Annotated in this window: 14 protein-coding genes; 10 read left to right on the forward strand and 4 right to left on the reverse strand. The window is 60.1% G+C overall.

Annotated elements, in window-relative coordinates:
• Window positions 1-5: 5 nt before the first annotated feature.
• A complete protein-coding gene (locus R3C19_11065) occupies window positions 6-818 on the reverse strand; it encodes a hypothetical protein (GenBank protein ID MEZ6060896.1) in 813 nt (270 codons plus the stop codon).
• On the reverse strand, window positions 815-3247 hold the full coding sequence (locus R3C19_11070; protein ID MEZ6060897.1) for a HEAT repeat domain-containing protein: 2433 nt from the start codon (window positions 3245-3247) through the stop codon (window positions 815-817). Before R3C19_11070 ends, R3C19_11065 begins: the two co-directional genes overlap by 4 nt.
• A gap of 239 nt (window positions 3248-3486) precedes the next feature.
• Between R3C19_11070 and R3C19_11075 the strand changes: the two genes are divergently transcribed.
• The 3 genes from R3C19_11075 to tpx all read left to right on the forward strand — a co-directional run bounded on the left by R3C19_11075 (window position 3487) and on the right by tpx (window position 5405).
• Window positions 3487-4368 (forward strand): Gfo/Idh/MocA family oxidoreductase, encoded by an 882-nt coding sequence (locus R3C19_11075; GenBank protein MEZ6060898.1) that lies wholly within the window; start codon window positions 3487-3489, stop codon window positions 4366-4368.
• Complete coding sequence (locus tag R3C19_11080) at window positions 4340-4798, forward strand: hypothetical protein (protein MEZ6060899.1); 459 nt, start codon at window positions 4340-4342, stop codon at window positions 4796-4798. The genes R3C19_11075 and R3C19_11080 overlap by 29 nt, the downstream gene beginning before the upstream one ends.
• A gap of 91 nt (window positions 4799-4889) precedes the next feature.
• Entirely contained in the window at window positions 4890-5405 is a 516-nt protein-coding gene (gene tpx / locus R3C19_11085) for a thiol peroxidase (GenBank protein MEZ6060900.1), read from the forward strand.
• A 162-nt stretch (window positions 5406-5567) separates the two neighbouring features.
• Here the strand turns inward: tpx and R3C19_11090 are convergent, their stop codons facing one another.
• Complete coding sequence (locus R3C19_11090; GenBank protein ID MEZ6060901.1) at window positions 5568-6737, reverse strand: LptF/LptG family permease; 1170 nt, start codon at window positions 6735-6737, stop codon at window positions 5568-5570.
• Between the two features lie 119 nt (window positions 6738-6856).
• Between R3C19_11090 and R3C19_11095 the strand changes: the two genes are divergently transcribed.
• The 7 genes from R3C19_11095 to R3C19_11125 all read left to right on the forward strand — a co-directional run bounded on the left by R3C19_11095 (window position 6857) and on the right by R3C19_11125 (window position 15174).
• Window positions 6857-7642, forward strand: a complete 786-nt coding sequence (locus tag R3C19_11095; protein ID MEZ6060902.1) for an HAD-IIIA family hydrolase — start codon at window positions 6857-6859, stop codon at window positions 7640-7642.
• A 22-nt stretch (window positions 7643-7664) separates the two neighbouring features.
• Window positions 7665-8570, forward strand: coding sequence for a diacylglycerol kinase family protein (locus R3C19_11100; protein ID MEZ6060903.1), 906 nt, complete (start codon window positions 7665-7667; stop codon window positions 8568-8570).
• Between the two features lie 32 nt (window positions 8571-8602).
• Complete coding sequence (locus R3C19_11105) at window positions 8603-9043, forward strand: hypothetical protein (protein MEZ6060904.1); 441 nt, start codon at window positions 8603-8605, stop codon at window positions 9041-9043.
• Between the two features lie 200 nt (window positions 9044-9243).
• On the forward strand, window positions 9244-10707 hold the full coding sequence (locus tag R3C19_11110; protein MEZ6060905.1) for an ATP-binding protein: 1464 nt from the start codon (window positions 9244-9246) through the stop codon (window positions 10705-10707).
• 2 nt (window positions 10708-10709) lie between these two features.
• A complete protein-coding gene (locus R3C19_11115) occupies window positions 10710-12068 on the forward strand; it encodes a sigma-54 dependent transcriptional regulator (GenBank protein MEZ6060906.1) in 1359 nt (452 codons plus the stop codon).
• A 401-nt stretch (window positions 12069-12469) separates the two neighbouring features.
• Window positions 12470-14035 carry a Do family serine endopeptidase gene (locus tag R3C19_11120; GenBank protein ID MEZ6060907.1) on the forward strand — a complete coding sequence of 522 codons (1566 nt, stop codon included), beginning with the start codon at window positions 12470-12472 and terminating at the stop codon, window positions 14033-14035.
• A 230-nt stretch (window positions 14036-14265) separates the two neighbouring features.
• Window positions 14266-15174 (forward strand): sigma-70 family RNA polymerase sigma factor, encoded by a 909-nt coding sequence (locus R3C19_11125; protein ID MEZ6060908.1) that lies wholly within the window; start codon window positions 14266-14268, stop codon window positions 15172-15174.
• A 116-nt stretch (window positions 15175-15290) separates the two neighbouring features.
• Here R3C19_11125 and gdhA read toward each other — a convergent pair whose 3' ends face one another.
• Window positions 15291-16643: an NADP-specific glutamate dehydrogenase gene (gene gdhA / locus R3C19_11130; GenBank protein MEZ6060909.1), complete on the reverse strand. Its 1353-nt coding sequence runs from the start codon at window positions 16641-16643 to the stop codon at window positions 15291-15293.
• Between the last annotated feature and the right edge of the window lie 480 nt (window positions 16644-17123).

Here is a 17123-nt window from a genome sequence, read left to right on the forward strand (position 1 = left end):
GCCGGCTAACGAGCGGCTTCCAGGAGCGCCATCAGGTCGGACAATTCCTCGATGGAAATCTGTTCGTCCAGACCTTTCGGCATGATGGAAACGTCACTGGGATGCTGTTCCTCAATGTCGGCAGCGTTCAGCGTCACGGTCTGATTCGGACCGGTGACCAGTTCAATCCGGTCGGCCGTTTGCGATTTCACGATGCCGTTGTGCGTGAGCCCGTCGACGGTGACGACGCTGACCGGCTGATAGCTTTGTTCCAGCCGCGAACTGGGATGCAGAATGGCCTCCAGCAGATCATAGCGGGTGCGAGTTCCGCCGATGCGTGACAGATCGGGGCCGATGCTGGTGCCGACGTAACCAATCTTGTGGCAGGCACTGCAGGCCGCTTTGCTGCTGCGGAAGACTTCGTATCCCTTTAATCGGTCACCGGGTTTCAGTCGGCCCAGCATCTCGTTGACGTGCTGCCGAATGTCGGGAGTCGGCTGTTTTATCGCTTCGACAAGTTCTGCCGCGTGCCGCTGAAGTTCGCCACTGCGGTGGCGATACAGGTTTGTGATCTGGCTGGCCGACAGTGTTCGCGCCGTTCGCACCGATTTCAGCCGATCGAGCATTTCGGCATCGAGAGCATCATCTTCCAGCGAACTGATCGCGGCCAGCACCGTCGGCAGATGCAGCGGCGCAACCGCGTCTATGTGATCGAGAAGTCGGCGAGCCGCGTCGACAGGCAGACGCAAACGTTCCAAAGCCGTGGCAGCGTAAGGAGTGACTAATTCTTCCTCAGCCAGCAGGTATCCAACGACGACGTCCGCGAGTGTCTCTCTCACTGGCGTCCGTGGCGGCAGTGCAGACAGGAATATGACCGGCACAGGATATGGAGGGTCAGTGGTTTGTTCTTCCGCACGCGCACCAGAGACCGAGAGAGCCCGGAGTCCGGCTTCAAACCCTGCGGATGATCCGCCAGCCACTCAGCGATCTGGTATGCGATATCCCAATCAGTCTCCTGCAGCCAGTTCGCCACGGGGTCTGGCCAGGATGCCGGCAATTCGTTCTCAGGAAATGCATCCAGCAGAGCGACAAGCAACTGCTGCTGAAATTTGGTTCGCTGCGGCGCTGCGGTGATCCAACCGGCAATCATCGATTGAACGTCCAGTTGCGTACTCCAACCGGCAACGACAGTGGCAAGCAGTTCCGCTTCGCGTGCGTACGCGTCTGTGCGTTGGTCGCGGATTTCGAGCGACTCCGCAGTGTTTTCCCACGCCGACTGAATCTGTCGCAGAATCTCCGGCGACGGTGATGCCGGCGGGTGTGACTTCAAAATGTCCAAAGCCGTTTTGCGGAGCGCGTCGTCATCTGACTGAGCGGCGGCAAACGTCTCCGACAGACTCAGCAAGTCAGGTCTCGTCTGATCCAGAACAATCATCGCCGCTCGGCGCTGCAGCGAGTCGCCGGCAGTCAGGTATTCGCGGACAGTGTCCGTCTGTTCGAGTTCCATCAGGGCGTACAACAGCGAATGTTCGAGAATCCTGTCGTCGCGGACTGATGCAATCGCCTGCATCAGAGGCTCGATGGATTCGTGGCTGCCGACTCGGCCCAGTGCTTCCGCGGCGGCTCGGCGAACCTGCGGTGACTGTTGCGATACAACAAGTCGCTGCAGCGGTTCGACGGCCGCCTTCCAGCGATTCACGCTGACTGCGTGAGCCGCCGCACTCGCCAGTGAGTCCGGTGCTGCCTGGTCGTTCAGCACGCCTGTGATCGCTTCCAGCGCGGCCGGAGAACCGATGCGGCACAAGGCCCAAAGTGCGTCGGTGCGGTGGCGAACTTCGACCTCCGATGAAATCATATGTTTCGTCAGTGCTGGCGTCGATTCGTCGGCGCGACGGATCAGTTCGGCGGTCGCGGCACGGCGGGCAATCGAATCGACGGAGCTGATGTCAGCGACGAGCCGGTCGATCGGCGCATTGGCCGCGGGCGACGATCGCCGCGTCGCTGCGGTGGCCGGCGTCGATTCTGGTGAAAGCCGATAGATGCCTCCGGCCGCGGTTTTCTGGTCGACATGAGAACTCGGGCAGCACAGGTCGTACCAGCCGCCGGTGTCGATCACGATCAGGCTGCCGTCCGCGTCTTCGATCACTTCTGTCGGATGGAAGTCGATGCGATCCGCAACCAGCAGATCCCGGTTTTCGGACCGAAACCCGGCTCCGTCGGGTGTCAGTGAATGCAGCGAAACGCGGTGCAGGTTGAACTGCGCCGCGACGAGGACATTGACGGGATCGGAATACACCAGCGACGCAACTCGCGGCGATTCCAGGTACGCCAGGCCGGCGGGAGCAGCGGCGGCGAACTGCACCGTGATCGGCATCAGATCTCCCGTGCGAAGGTGTCCGTTGATGACGTCGTGATCCTTGCCATAGACGCCGCCGTACACGGCGTGGGCAACCCCGTCTCGCGCGCCATCGCGAGGGTGCTGCAGGAAGGTGCTGGTGAAGAATCGTTCGCCGGAAGGCAGAAACGCGGCTTCAACGGGGTTGTCCATGCCTCCGGTCATCACGGGTTCAACCGGTCCGCCTTCCAGTCGTCTGCGAAACATGTGAGCGGCGGAGCTGACCAGCTTTCTTCCACCGGGAAGTTCGTGAGTCTGTTCCGCAAACGCTCCCTTGCACCAATAGATCCAGCCGTCGCGGCCTTCGTACGGTCCATGCAGGTCGTTTGCGCAGCCGGTGATTGTTCCGGCGTCGTACCAGATTTCACGCTGTTCGCAGACGCCGTCGTTGTCGTTGTCGATCAGACGAAAGATCTGCGGCGGCGCGGACACCAGCAGACTATTGCCGACACACAGCACGCCTTCGGCAAACGGAAGCTGGTCGGCCGCAAGGATCCGGCTGTCGAACGTTCCGTCGCCGTCTTCATCGACGAGTCTCACGACACGATGCAAACGCTTTTCGTTGTGTTCGGCGATTGGCCGGCTAACTCCGCCCGATTCGACAACGACCAGGCGTCCCTGCTGGTCCCAGTCGGCGACAACCGGCCACGTCACCAGCGGCTCGCCGGCGATTTTGGTGACGTGAATCCCGGCAGGAACTGTCAGTGAGACGTCTTCAATCCGAACAGACTTCGTTGCGAATCCGACAGCGGTTTCCGGACCTGCAGTCACCGCGGCGTTCTGCGCGAAACACGCATCCGCACAAACGGAGGCCGCTACCACAACAAACAAGGTTCCTGACAACTCGCGGCGCAGGATGCTGGACGTGAACATGACGGTTCGCTCTGCAGAAAAGGACGGGCTGGACGCAGCAGCAACGTGAAGTCACCTGCGGCAGATGTTACCAGAGGTCACCGGGAATTCTCCATGGCGCCGACCGGGAATACTCCTCACGACGAACGCTTGAACTTTGCCGCGCGCCGGACGAACCTGCGGAAGGCTGAAGTTTCCGGACACGCAGTCCGCCTGGTTTCCTGCAGGCTGTCTCGTTTTTTTGCAGAAGGTGCGCTTCCATGAAAACACCCGTCAGCACGACTCGCCGCGACTTTCTTGCCGGCACGGCCACGACCGCGTTTGCGGCGTCACTGGCTTCCACGGTTCTGCCCGCTCGAGTGCTGGGACGCGAAGGAAAAACGGCGCCCGGTGACAAGATCTCGCTGGGAGTTATCGGCATCGGACCGCGCTGCACCTACGACCTGAAATCGATGCTGCAGTTCGAAGACATTCAGTGCGTTGCGATCGCCGACGTGCAGGAATCCCGACGCAATGCCGGGAAGAAACTGGTCGACGAACACTATGGCAACACCGACTGCGTGCTGTACCGCGACCTGCGCGAACTATTGGACCGCGATGACATCGATTCCGTAATCGTGGCGACCGGTGACCGCTGGCACGCGGCGGCATCGATTCTCGCGGCGAAGGCCGGCAAGGACGTCTACAGTGAAAAGCCCTGCGGCATTACGATCAAAGCCTGCCAGGATCTGGCCGACACGATGCACGCTGAACAGCGAGTCTTCCAGGCGGGTACTCAGCGCCGCAGCGTTCCGAACTTTCAGAAGGCGGTCGAGTTCGCTCATACCGGGAAGCTCGGCAAACTTCACACACTGCACGCGTCAATCTACATGCCGGTGCTGGATAACACGTGGCTGCCCGCGGAACCGACGCCCCATCGGGACGTCGTCGACTGGAACCTGTGGCTGGGTCCGGCGGCATGGCGGCCGTTTAATCAGAAGTACGTCGACGGTCGCTGGCGCGGCCAGTGGGATTTCGATTCCGGCGCTCGCCTGCACGACTGGGGTGCTCACACGGTTGATCTCTGCCAGTGGGCCAACCAGGCCGATGACGATGCCGATCGAATACGAACCGATGGAAGACAAGATCGTCTGCCACTATGAAAACGGCGTGAAGCTGATCATCGACTTCCTGCCTGATCCGTTCGGCGACCGGTCGCCGCATTACATCACACGTCTGGGCACGTGCCCGGTGCGGTTTATCGGCGACGAAGGTTCTGTAGAGACCGGCGATGAAGGCGAGATCGTGGTTTCATCGGATTCTCTAAAGAAGGAACTGCCGGATCCGTCGAAGCGAGTTCGCGGCCTGGACGTGTCGGCACATTCCCGCAACTTCTTCGACTGCATCCGCAGCCGCGGGATCACGAACGCGAACCCGGACGTGATGCGGCGTTCTCACATCGCCTGCCACGCGGCTGCAATTTCGTGGATTCTGGGACGAAAGCTGCGGATCGATCCCGTGACCGAAGAATTCATTGATGACGCCGACGCCAACCTGCTGCGATCCCGCGCCGAGCGCGACTGGACGGTCTGAAGCCGGTTGCAACGCTCGAACGAAGCGGCATACTACGCGCCCCACAATTCTTTGACTTTGAAATCTCTCCACCTTCGACAGGAAGCCAGACATGACAGACGTTCGCAGCGGTGCCGTTACTCTGAAGGGAAACCCCGTCAACCTTGCCGGAAAGGCCCTGGCCGCCGGAGACAAGGCCCCCGATTTCTCACTGCAAAGCAATTCTCTGGAAGAAGTGACTCTTGCCGCCAGCGCCGGAAAGACGCGGATCATCGCGACGGTTCCGTCGCTGGACACCGGCGTCTGTCACGCCGAGACAAAGCGATTCAATGACGAAGCCGCAAAGATGTCGGGCGTTGAAGTACTGGTCGTCAGCATGGACCTTCCGTTCGGTCAGGGGCGATGGTGCGGAGCGGAAGGCGTCGAAAATGTGAAGACCCTGAGCGCGCATCGCTGCACGAAGTTCGGTGAAGACTATGGCGTCCTGATTCAGGGCGGCGGGCTGGACCGCTGTCTGGCTCGAGCGGTCTTTGTGGTTGATGGAAGCGGCACGGTGAAACACGCCGAGTACGTCAGCGAAATCACCGAACATCCCAACTACGACGCCGCACTGGCAGCAGCGAAGTAGCACGTCGTTCCAACTGATAACTGCTCGTTTCCGTAGTGGGCGAGACTGCGAGTTCCGTAGCTCCCGTTGTGGTTCAGGACTCGTGGCCTCGTCCATGACTTTGGATACCGGTGCCGCGTCGTGGCCCGAACCATGCAGCATCGGGCCACGCCGAACCGGCTGCTATGTCTGCACATAACCAGCGGTCCAGACGCCCGTACTTCCTGTCACGATGACGGGAATCCACGCCGCCAGGTCCGGGCGAGAAATCAGGCCGGAGCTGCCCAGAATTATGCTGCCCTGGGTAAACACATAGAAGAATCCCAGCACCGCCGCGCAGATCGCCATGTTGGCGATCAGGCTCCGCGATTCGCGCCGCATCACCAGCGGCAGCGCGATGGTAATGCTGAGCATCGACAGGATGGGCCGGGTGACTCGCGAATGCAGCGCCAGACTCTGACCCCGAACGGGAACCGGCCCGGTTGACGGATTGCGGATGCGCTCGATCAGCTGCGCGGACGAAAGCAGCTTCAGGTTTCGTCCGCGGTTGTAGAGCTGGTCAAAGCTGACATCGGACACGACAAATACGTCCGTCCCGTTGGGATGCGGTTTCACTCGGCGCCGGCCTTCTTCGGTCAGCAGTTCTTCGTCAAAGACACCGGTCAGGTTGTGGAGCAGCCAGCCCGGCGGATGTTCGCCGTTTTCGTCGATGTAAACGGCGGATTCCGCTCGCAGCGCACAAACCTCCACCGCCAGTTCCCGGGGAAGGTTGAAACTGGCTTCCTTCAGTCGTCGTTCCTCAACAATCACCTGCTCACCGTCGATGTGCATCAGATAGTTGGAATAGTCATAGACCGGTTCCACTCGCTGTACTCTGGCGTGATCGCTGCGCGGAGTCTGCAGCTGAACGGCGATGTTGGGAAGGACAACTTCCTGGTTGGCGACCAGCGCCGCATTCAGCAGCGCGGCTCCAAACAGAAACGGGCGCAGCAGTCGGAACGCGGGAATCCCGGCGGCCAGCACGGGGTGTGATTCGCGGTGCTTTTCCAGCAAACCCAGCACAGCGACGACGGACACGACAATCAGGATCGGCCCGGCAAGTTCGAAGAATTCGGCCGCACGAAACGCATAGTACTCAGCAATGCGGATCAGCAGATCCAGCAGCTCGTCTCTGGCGGACATCGCGTGGCCCAGCTTCGCGGATTCCGCCGCCGCGGCCGAAACGCCCAGTTGAAACTCATCGATATTGGTAAACAGATCGATGACGATGTACAACCCGTAGGTCGCCACAAAGAACACGGCAAACGTGTGCAGCATGCGTCCCAGCAGATACTTGTCGAACGTGGTCAGCATCAGCCCGTTGCCCTGTTGGCGTCTCCCGGCTGCAAAAAAGGGCGAATTACACTTCAGTTTCCACTTCCAGGTCAATACGGCTTCGTTTGCCGCGAAGCGACTTCGGGCCGTTTGCAGACATGACCCAACCGTCGGCGTCGCAGGTTCTGAATTCCTCTGTTGAAGGTTCGTCCTTTGACAGCGTGTCCGCAGTGGTCTTTGACGCGGTGGGGACACTGATGTTTCCGCAGCCGTCTGTGGCCGATACTTATGCCGCCGCCATTCGTCGCCATTGCGGAATTGACGTTGCCGCCGAACAGGTGAAGACTGCCGTCCGAACGGCACTGGAAAGCCGCTCACTGGGAGACGCTCTGCGGACCGACGAAGCGACGGAGCGGCAGTTCTGGGCCGATCTGATTCACACACTGTGCCCGCAGTCCGACGGATTTCAGAACTGCTTCGATGACCTGTTTGCTCACTTTGAAGACGCCCGGAACTGGTGCTGCTTTCCCGACGTCGAACCTGCAGTCCGCGAGATCTTCGCGGCGGGAGTTCCGGTCGCCATCGCTTCGAATTTCGACCGTCGGCTGAATTCCGTTTGCCAGGGCCTGCCCGTACTGCGTGACGTGCCGGTTCGCGTGATCTCTTCAGAAGTCGGTTGGCGCAAACCGTCGCCCGAGTTCTTTCAGGCCGTTGCGGACCGGCTGCAGATCTCCGCGGATCGCATACTGGTTGTCGGTGACGACCTTCACAATGACGTCCGCGGCGCACTTGCTGCGGGAATGCAGGCTGCCTGGATTTGTCGCGGCGGCACAGACCGTTCTGTGCCCGAGGTGGCTGATCGGGCGGCCGTTTTAGGATCGCTCGCCGAGCTGCCGTCGCTGCTGTTTGGCGGACGATTGCCAAAAAGCCCGGCGGCTGACTGACCATCGCGAGGGAGACGGGGCCTTGTCGGAAATCGCGGATCCGGACCGAAATCTTGTAGTGATCCAGCGAAATCCCGTGTCAGGCACCGGGCAGACCGGTCGCCATCTGAAACGACTGATCGCGGAGCTGCGGGAACTCGACTACCAGGTCCGCCTGTTCGCCAGTCGCCAGCGTCTGGACGATTTCGTTGCGGAACCAGGACAGCGCGATCGGCTGCGCTGCCTGGTTGCCGCCGGAGGCGACGGAACGCTGAGCAGTCTTGTAAATCGTCATCCCTCACTGCCGATCGCCACACTGCCTTTGGGAACGGAAAACCTGGTCGCCCGATTCCTGAACATCCCTCGCTGCGGAGTGACGGTGGCACGTCTTGTTCACGACAACTGTCAGCATGTCTTCGACACCGGTCTGGCCGGTAATCACCGATTTCTGATCATGGTCAGTGCCGGTATCGACGCCGCAGTCGTGCGACGGATGAACGCCATTCGCGGCGGGAACATTCATCGTCTCAGCTATGTCGCGCCGATCTGGCGGTGCTTCATGACTTACACGTTTCCGGAGATTCTGGTCACCTCAGCCGACGGGCAGCATTCGGCAAAGGGAACTCACGTCATCGCGGCCAACATGCCTCAGTACGGGTTCGGCCTGAAGTTCGCAACGGATGCCGATCCATCGGACGGAATGCTGGATATTCGGGTTTTTCAGGGAACGAATCGCGTTCAATCGGCGCTTCATGGGCTGAAGCTTCGATTTTCCGCACACGGCGGCAGTCACGTTGTCAGTTTCCGCAGCCGCTCAATCCGGCTGACTTCGCCCGCGAACGGTGTGGCGGCGCAATGTGACGGCGACCCGATCCCGCCACTGCCGGCGGAAATCCAAGTCGACCCCGGATCGATGCGTCTGATCGTCCGGCGGCCGGACCGTGCGTAGATCCTTCTTCAGACTTTGTTTGGGAGTGTTGAATGATGAAGCTGATCGTTCTTGTTTGTCTGGCAGGATGGCTCACGTCGCAGTCGGAATCCGGGGACTTTCAACGCGTGGCGCTGAACAGCCCCGGAGTCGCCGAAACAGACGCTCACGCTCCGCGAGCCGAACGATCGGAACAACGGGCGAAGATCAGCAACGGACAATTCGCCGTCGTCACGGTGGCTTTGACGGACCGCCGCTGGGCGGCGATTCGGTACCACAGGGCAACGGGAAAGTGCTGGAAGTTGAAATCCGGTGTCTGGATTCCAGTCCGGGAACTTGAGCAGTTGCGACCCGAGGGGAGGTCCCGATTTGAAGTTCAGGCGGTTTGCACGGACAAGGGCCGGTTTGCGGCGCTTCGGCTCGATCGGCGCAGCGGCCAATGCTGGGAACTGGTGGAAGACACGTGGCACCCGATTCTGGACCGGGAAGAGTAACCACGCTGCGCCTGTCATCGCGGTGAATCCTCGGCCGAAATGTATCGGCCGGGCGCGGCAGTCGGTATCCGGCAGTTGGAAACGCGGGCGGGTCATGGCAACTTGACCGGTGTAGAATCAGGACGGCGGCTGTATCCTGCGCGCATTGAACGACTGCGGGCACGCGGCCTTCATCCGGAATTCGCCCCTGACCCGCACCAATGAAACTGACGCTGAAAATGATCCTGGTGTTCCTGGTGGCAGCCTGCGGTCTGGTAGGTGTCAGCGGCTATCTGGCGGTGCAGCGCGAGGTCGACTTTATCAACAGTCAGACCAGTCAGGGCCACCTGAAACTGGCCAGGGCAATTGAGCCGTACTTTCGAAGCTGGGATTCGCGTCAGTTTCTGCAGGTGCAGCAGCGGCTGAAGGGTGAGATTCTGGTCCGACGGGTCTCGTTCCATTCGAACGCCTCGGACGATCAGCGTCCGCTGGCGGCCGCCGATGTCGGCTCGAAACTGTCTCTGGATACCGCCGTTTCCGTAATTGTTCGCGGCAGTGAGTTTGGAGACCTGTTCTGCTCGTATTATCAGTTTGACAATATCCCCGGCGTTGCCGACGTTTTGGAACTTTCCGAGCCGCTCAGCAATCGGGACGAATACACCCGCGACACGCTGCTTCGCACGGCGGTACTGATGGCTTCCCTGTTCGGCGCCGCAGTGATTCTTGTGACATACTTTGGCGTTGAACTGGTCGGCCGCCGGCTTGACGCGCTGATCGAAAAAACACGCAGTGCCACCGACGGCGACCTGCTGACACCGGTGGAAGTTGGTGGCAACGATGAACTGACGGAACTTGGGACGGCACTCAACCAGATGTGTCAAAAGCTGGATGCATCGCAGCGAGCTGTTCTTCGCGAATCCTCGCAGCGGATCTCCGCCATGGAGCAGTTGCGGCACGCTGACCGACTGAAGACTGTCGGCAGGCTTGCGTCTGGAGTCGCGCACGAACTCGGGACACCACTGAACGTTGTCAGTGGCCGGGCCGGATTAATTGTCAGCGGCAAACTGAGCCCCGAAGAAACCACTCAGAGTGCGAAGACGATTCAGGCAGAATCGGCACGCATGACCGGGATCGTACAGCAACTGCTGAACTTCGCGCGACGCAACACGCCGCGTCGCAACCGATGCAACCTGCGGGTACTCGTCGAAGAGACCAGTCGCCTTCTGGAGCCACTCGCACACAAACGAAATGCAGTGGTTGCCATCACCGACGCAGCGGATTCACCACCCGTTTGGTTGCAGGCTGACGGAGGGCAATTGCAGCAGGTTTTTTCCAACCTGATCATGAACGCCGTGATGTCAAAAAACCACGGCGCGAATGTCAGCGTTTCGATGGACGTCGTCGAAGCGGAACCATCGGACGACTTGTCGCCCACGCGTCGGAATTGTGTCCGGGTTACGGTATCAGACGACGGCGAGGGCATTGACGCGGAAGCGCTGCCGCACCTGTTCGAGCCCTTCTTCACGACTCGCGATGTCGGCGAAGGAACGGGGCTTGGCCTGTCGATTGCACACGGCATCGTGGCCGAACACGGCGGCTGGATCACCGTTGAATCCGCTCCGAATCAGGGAAGTTCGTTCCGCGTCTACCTGCCGATGGACGCCGCCGCGGCGGGAGAACCCTGACGATGCCCGGACGAATCATTGTGGTCGATGACGAACGAAGCATGTGCGATTTGCTGAAGACGGACCTGACTCTTCGCGGGTTCGAAGTCGCGGAGTTCACGTCACCGGAAGTTGCACTTCGAGAACTGACTTCCGCCGATGTGCAGGTCGTGCTGACCGACCTGAATATGCCCGGCATCGATGGTCTGCAGCTTTGCGAACGAGTCGTTGCGAACCGGCCGGACGTTCCGGTCGTGGTGATGACGGCCTTCGGCAGCCTGGACACCGCGATCGCCGCGATTCGGGCCGGAGCCTGGGACTTTGTCACAAAGCCCATTGAACTTGAGCTGCTGGCGGTCGTCCTGGATCGGGCTGTTCGGCACCATTTGCTGCAGGAACAGGTGCGGCGTCTTGATGAGCTGCCAAAAGTCGAAAGCCACTTTGAGGACCTGATCGGGTCCTGCCCGGCGATGCTGAGGCTGTTCGATCAGATTCAGCGAATTGCCCCTTCGCAGGCCAATGTCCTGATCATCGGTGAAAGCGGCACGGGCAAGGAACTTGTGGCCAGAGCGATTCATCGTCACAGCGAATATCGGAACGGACCATTCGTCGCCATCAACTGCGCCGCGCTTCCGGAAACGCTGCTGGAAAGTGAACTTTTCGGGCATGCCAGGGGAGCCTTCACTGACGCTCGCGCCGAGCGGCGCGGCTTGTTCCAGCAGGCGGAAAAGGGCACTTTGTTTCTGGACGAAATCGGCGACTTCCCGCTCACACTGCAGGCGAAACTGCTGCGCGCGATGGAACAGCGCACCGTCCGGCCCGTTGGCAGCGACACCGAAGTTCCCTTCGACGCACGGATTCTGACGGCCACGAATCGCGACCTGGATTCCGCCGTCGAGGAAGGCCGCTTCCGGGAAGATTTCTACTTCCGGATCAACGTCATTCAACTGGACCTGCCGCCGCTGCGCGCGCGGGGAGGCGATGTCCTGCAGATTGCCCGGCAGCTCGTGCAGAGCTTTGCAAGGCAGAACAACAAAGCTGTCACCGGATTCAACGAAGCATTCGCCGAACGGCTGATGAACTACTTCTGGCCCGGCAACATCAGGGAACTTCGTAACGTGATCGAACGAGCCGTCGCGCTGACCCGCTATGAGAAGCTGATTGTTGACGACCTGCCGGAACGGATTCGCGACTATCGCCAGACGACGCTGCGAATCGACACGTCCAACCCCGATGAGCTGCAGCCTCTGGAAGCTGTAGAACGCCGCTATATCCGCTATGTCCTGGAATCCGTGAATGGCAACCGGACTGAATGCGCCCGCATCCTGGGTATCGACCGGAAAACGCTCTACCGGAAGCTGAAAGACTACGACTCCGCGTAGCCGCGATCCGGGAGGCCGGCGCAGACGTTCTCCGCGCAGGTCCGTGCTCGCGCCATGACCGGGCGTTTTCGAACGGGGCATTCTTCCCCAGCGTGGCATGGGCATCCTCGAAGTCGGTGACGCACCGGAAATCTCCGGCCGCGCGGCCGCCGACACGCCAGACCGGCGAAGCAACGCCGTTGGCGGCACGCAGGCGGGGAATTTCGCCCCGATCCAGGTCGAGTGCGGCACGCGGCCGTAACTGGTGGATGTCACGCCACTTAAGACGCGGGGCGAATTCCGGCACAGGAATCGCATGGTGATCCGGCATCGCTCGCCGGTCTGCGGCTGATTCGCTGGAGCGATGGAAATCGAATGTGTCTGCCCGGAGCCTCGCTCCGACTGAAGAGAGGAATATCAAGATGCAAACATACGTCAGGAACTCAGCAACCGCATGGCTGGTCGCTGGTCTGCTGTCAATCGGAACGGCTATTGGCCTCCTGGCCAGCGTGTCGTCGGCTGGCCATTCAGCGGTGCCCGAAACCGTTGCCTCCATCCACTGGAACAACGGTCTGGACGACCAGCCGTCGGCGCTGAACTCGCCCCGGATTCGCGGGAACGCGGAGTCGCTGTCGCACGCGTTTCGCGATGCTTCAGCGCAGGTGATTCCTGCGGTAGTGACGATCGAATCGTTCTCCGAAACGGCGGCAACGAGAGAAACCGGACAACTGCCCGAGGAACTGCGGAACCACCCATACTTCAAGCGGTATTTCGACAGCACACCGTATGGCGGTTCCGGCGAACCTCGCCCGCGAACTCAGCCGGGACGGCATGGCAGCGGTTCCGGTGTAATCGTCGACAAGTCGGGAATCATTCTGACCAACAACCACGTCGTCGACGGAGCGACCAGCCTGGTGGTCAGACTTCATGACGGACGCGAACTGACGGCAACACAGTGGAGGACTGACCCGAAAAGCGATATCGCGATTGTTTCGGTCGCCTCCGAGGCCGACCTGCCGACTGCAGCCATCGGAGACAGTGACGCGCTTCAGGTCGGAGACTGGGTCATCGCCGTGGGAGCGCCCTTCGGGCTGAACGAGACGGTCACAGCAGGAATCATCAGTGCAAAGTCCCGCGGACTCGGAATCACGGATCGGGAAGAGTTTCTGCAGACGGACGCAGCGATCAACCCCGGCAATAGCGGCGGTCCGCTGGTCAATCTCAGAGGTCAGGTCGTCGGTATCAACACCGCCATCTCGTCAACCAGTGGCGGCTATCAGGGCGTGGGATTTGCGATTCCGGTCAACCTGGCACGGTGGGTCAGTGACCAGCTAATCGCCACGGGAAGCGTACAACGGGCGTTCCTGGGAGTGACGATTCAGCCGGTGACTGCCGAATTGTCCGAACAATTTCACCTGGATCATGTGTCTGGGGTTGTAGTCACGAATGTCGGACATACGACACCCGCCGCCAACGCGGGGCTGCGAACAGGCGACGTGATCCTGGAGTTCGACGGTAAGGCGATTCACACGCCGCAGGAACTTCAGGGAGCTGTGGAACAGGCGGGTGTTGGCGAGACGCACAACGTGGTGATCATCCGAGACGGCAGTCGCCAATCGCTGGCAGTCCACCTGAGTCAAATGCCGGCAGAAGTCACAACCAGGCTCGGAGGCCTGCCGGACACCGGAAGTACGGCGCGGTTCGGTACTCTGGGCCTGCAGGTCGCGAATCTGACACCCGATGTGGCGGCACAGCTGCAACTTGAGGGAATTGACGGTGTGGTCGTCACCGGTGTACAGCCTGGCAGCCCGGCGGATCTGGCAGGAATCGCGGAAGCGATGGCGATCAGCCAGGTCGGGCGAACCAGGGTGGCTTCGGTTGACGAGTTCCGAAAAGCCATGGAAGGCGTCTCACTGGGGGACGGAGTGCTGTTGCTGGTCCACAACGGCGGCCGATCCCGATTTGTCGTCGTCAGGAGCAAACCGTAGATATTCGTAAGGAATCGACGTCTGAATCGAACATCGGAGTAGGGAAAACTTTTGCAAATGTGCAGCCTGGAACAGGATTCTTCGTCGGCAATCTCAAGTTGCGGAATTCGTGTCGAACCCGGCATGTCACGTTAAGGCTCCGGCGCTGGGCCGTCCCTGCAGAAAGCGCCAACTGGTTCATTGCAGTTTTCGTAAGAAACAAACATCTCCTGTAGAGGGAGGCCCGTGTCATGATTGCATTCAACGACAACATCCGCGTAACGGCCAGAAACGTCCGCTCAATCGCGCGACAGCTTGTGGATCTGGAGATCAAGTATGTCGACAGCGATGAGTTCAAGCGCCGGAACGCTGCTTCCAGGATTCTGACCGATCCGCCGGAAGGTAATCCGACTCGCGACCAGGACCGCAGCGACGACGAAATCGGTTACTACCTCGGAATCACAAGTGAGTTGCCTCTGTTGACAGCGGAGCAGGAGTTCTTCCATTTTCGGCGAATGAACTTTCTGAAGCGGCGTGCCGCGCGAGCGATTGCGAAGCTCGACCCGAGTCGTCCGTCAGTGCCAAAGGTGCGAGCCATCGTCAAGGATCTTGAAGCCGCCGACGCCGATCGCGATTTTGTCATTCGACACAATCTGCGGCTGGTGATCCCGCTGGCACACCGCTGTACGAGCAGTCGTGAGTCCATCTGGGACTACATCAGCGAGGGCAATGAAGCACTGATGAGGGCGGTCAACGGATTTGACTATTCACGCGGCTTTCGCTTCTCAACCTATGCAACGTGGGCAGTGCGCCGGTCCCTGCACCGGCTGGTGGGAAAAAAGCACCGCGACAACAAGCGGTTTGTTGCCACCGAAGGCACGCTGTTCAATCACATGGAAAACAGCGCCGATCCGGAAGTCGAACAACTGCGACGCTACAACGAAGCCAAAGACGCGACAAATCGTCTTTTGCGGGAGCTGGACTCGCGGTCTCGCGAAGTCCTGATGCTGCGTTACGGCCTTGGCCGACGCAAGACTCCGGCGACGCTGCAGGAAATCGGCGAACAATTCGGCGTCAGCAAGGAACGTATCCGCCAGATTGAAATCGCCGCACTGGGCAAGCTGACGCGCATCGCTCAGTCGGAACAGCTCGACGCATAACTGCCTGACACGCTGCCTTCCATTGTCTCCGGCCCGGCATCCCTGTCTGGAATGCCGGGCCGTTTGTGTTCCCGCCGCGCAAATTGCTTCACAGTCGTCTGCCGGATGGACTCGCTTCAAACGACGCCGTAGGCCAGCATCGCATCCGCGACCTTCTTGAATCCGGCAATGTTGGCGCCATCGACGTAATCCACGTGACCGTCCTGTCGGCCGAATTCAACACAGCGGTCGTGGATGTCCTTCATGATCGTCTGCAGCCGGCTGTCGACGTCGTCACGCGTCCAGCTGATGCGCATGGCATTCTGGCTCTGTTCCAGACCGCTGACAGCGACTCCGCCGGCATTCGACGCCTTCCCCGGAGCGTGAAGAATATTCTGTTCGCGAAACAGCTTCGCGGCATCCACGGTCGTAGGCATGTTCGCACCTTCACAGACGGCTCGCACGCCGTTCCTGATAAGGCTGCGGGCCGCATCAGCATCCAGTTCATTCTGTGTCGCACACGGCATGGCGATGTCACAGTTGATACCCCACGGGTGCGCGTCTCGATGAAACTCTGCGTTCCGGAACTTGTCGGCGAATTCCGTCAGCCGGCCGCGCCGCTTCTCTTTCAGATCCTTCAGAAATGCCAGTTGTTCGACGGTTAACCCGTCGGGCATATGCACAAACCCACCGGAGTCACTCAGCGTGACGACTTTTGCATTTTTCTGAAGAGCCTTTTCGGCTGCATATAGCGCGACGTTGCCGCTGCCGCTGATCGTGATCACCTTGCCGTCAATGTTTTCGTCGTGCTGCCGCAGCATGCGCTCACAGAAATAGACGCAGCCGTATCCAGTCGCTTCCGTGCGGACAGCACTGCCCCCGAAGGAGCAGCCCTTGCCGGTCAGAACGCCGGTCCAGCGGTTTTCCAGACGCATGTACTGACCGAAAAGAAAGCTGATTTCACGGGCCCCAACACCGATGTCGCCAGCCGGAACGTCAACGTCCTCGCCGATATGGCGGTGCAGCTCCGTCATCAGCGAGTGACAGAACCGCATCACCTCGCGATCGCTTTTCCCTTTGGGATTGAAATTCGAACCGCCTTTCGCGCCCCCCATCGGCAGCCCGGTCAGGCTGTTCTTGAAGATCTGTTCGAAGCCCAGGAACTTCAGCACGCTTTGGGTCACCGTCGGATGAAACCGCAGCCCGCCCTTGTAGGGTCCCAGCGAATGGTTGAACTGCACGCGCCACGCGCGGTTAGCCCGAATCTCGCCGTCGTCTGTCTCCCAGGTCACGCGAAAAATGATGATGCGATCCGGCTCCGTCATTCGCTCCAGGATCTGAGCCTGATGGTATTCGGAATGCTCCATGTACCACGGCATCACCGAAGAAGCCACCTCTTCCACCGCCTGATGGAATTCTTCTTCATAGGGATTGCGCTTCTTCAGGCCATCCATGAAGTGTTCAAGTGCTTTCCTGGCAGCTTCGCTCATCGTGAGAAATCCTGTAGGACGAGGGGACAACCGAACATGGCGGAACGCTGCAGGAGTGTCGTTACGAGTTCCCCAAAGGTCAATTGCAACATGTCGCATGGTGATCCTCTGCTCGGTACGACCCGATAGCGGGGAATTCACCCATGGCCATGTCGAAACGAAACGTCAAACCATCCGAACACCGCGACTCCGCGCTTTGCCGTACGCATTTCCAGCCACTTGACGCTGCACGGCAACCTGAAGACGATCTCCTGCTACTCTCTGGACTGGTCTTGCGGCGAGCGGAGAAGTCGACGGCATCGACCACGCCTTCCGAGTCGCAGCATGAGACGACACGGCGCAGGCTGAGCTCGCGTGCGTTCCAGGTACGCTGGCTTCACCGGCGCACCTCCTGTGTGGCCACTCACTATGTCGTTCAACAAAGTGGCGGCACGACCGACGCAGATCAGAATTGACAGCGTCGAAACGGCTGGCAGCGCT

The sequence above is a fragment of the Planctomycetaceae bacterium genome, assembly GCA_041398785.1.
Lineage (GTDB): Bacteria > Planctomycetota > Planctomycetia > Planctomycetales > Planctomycetaceae > JAWKUA01.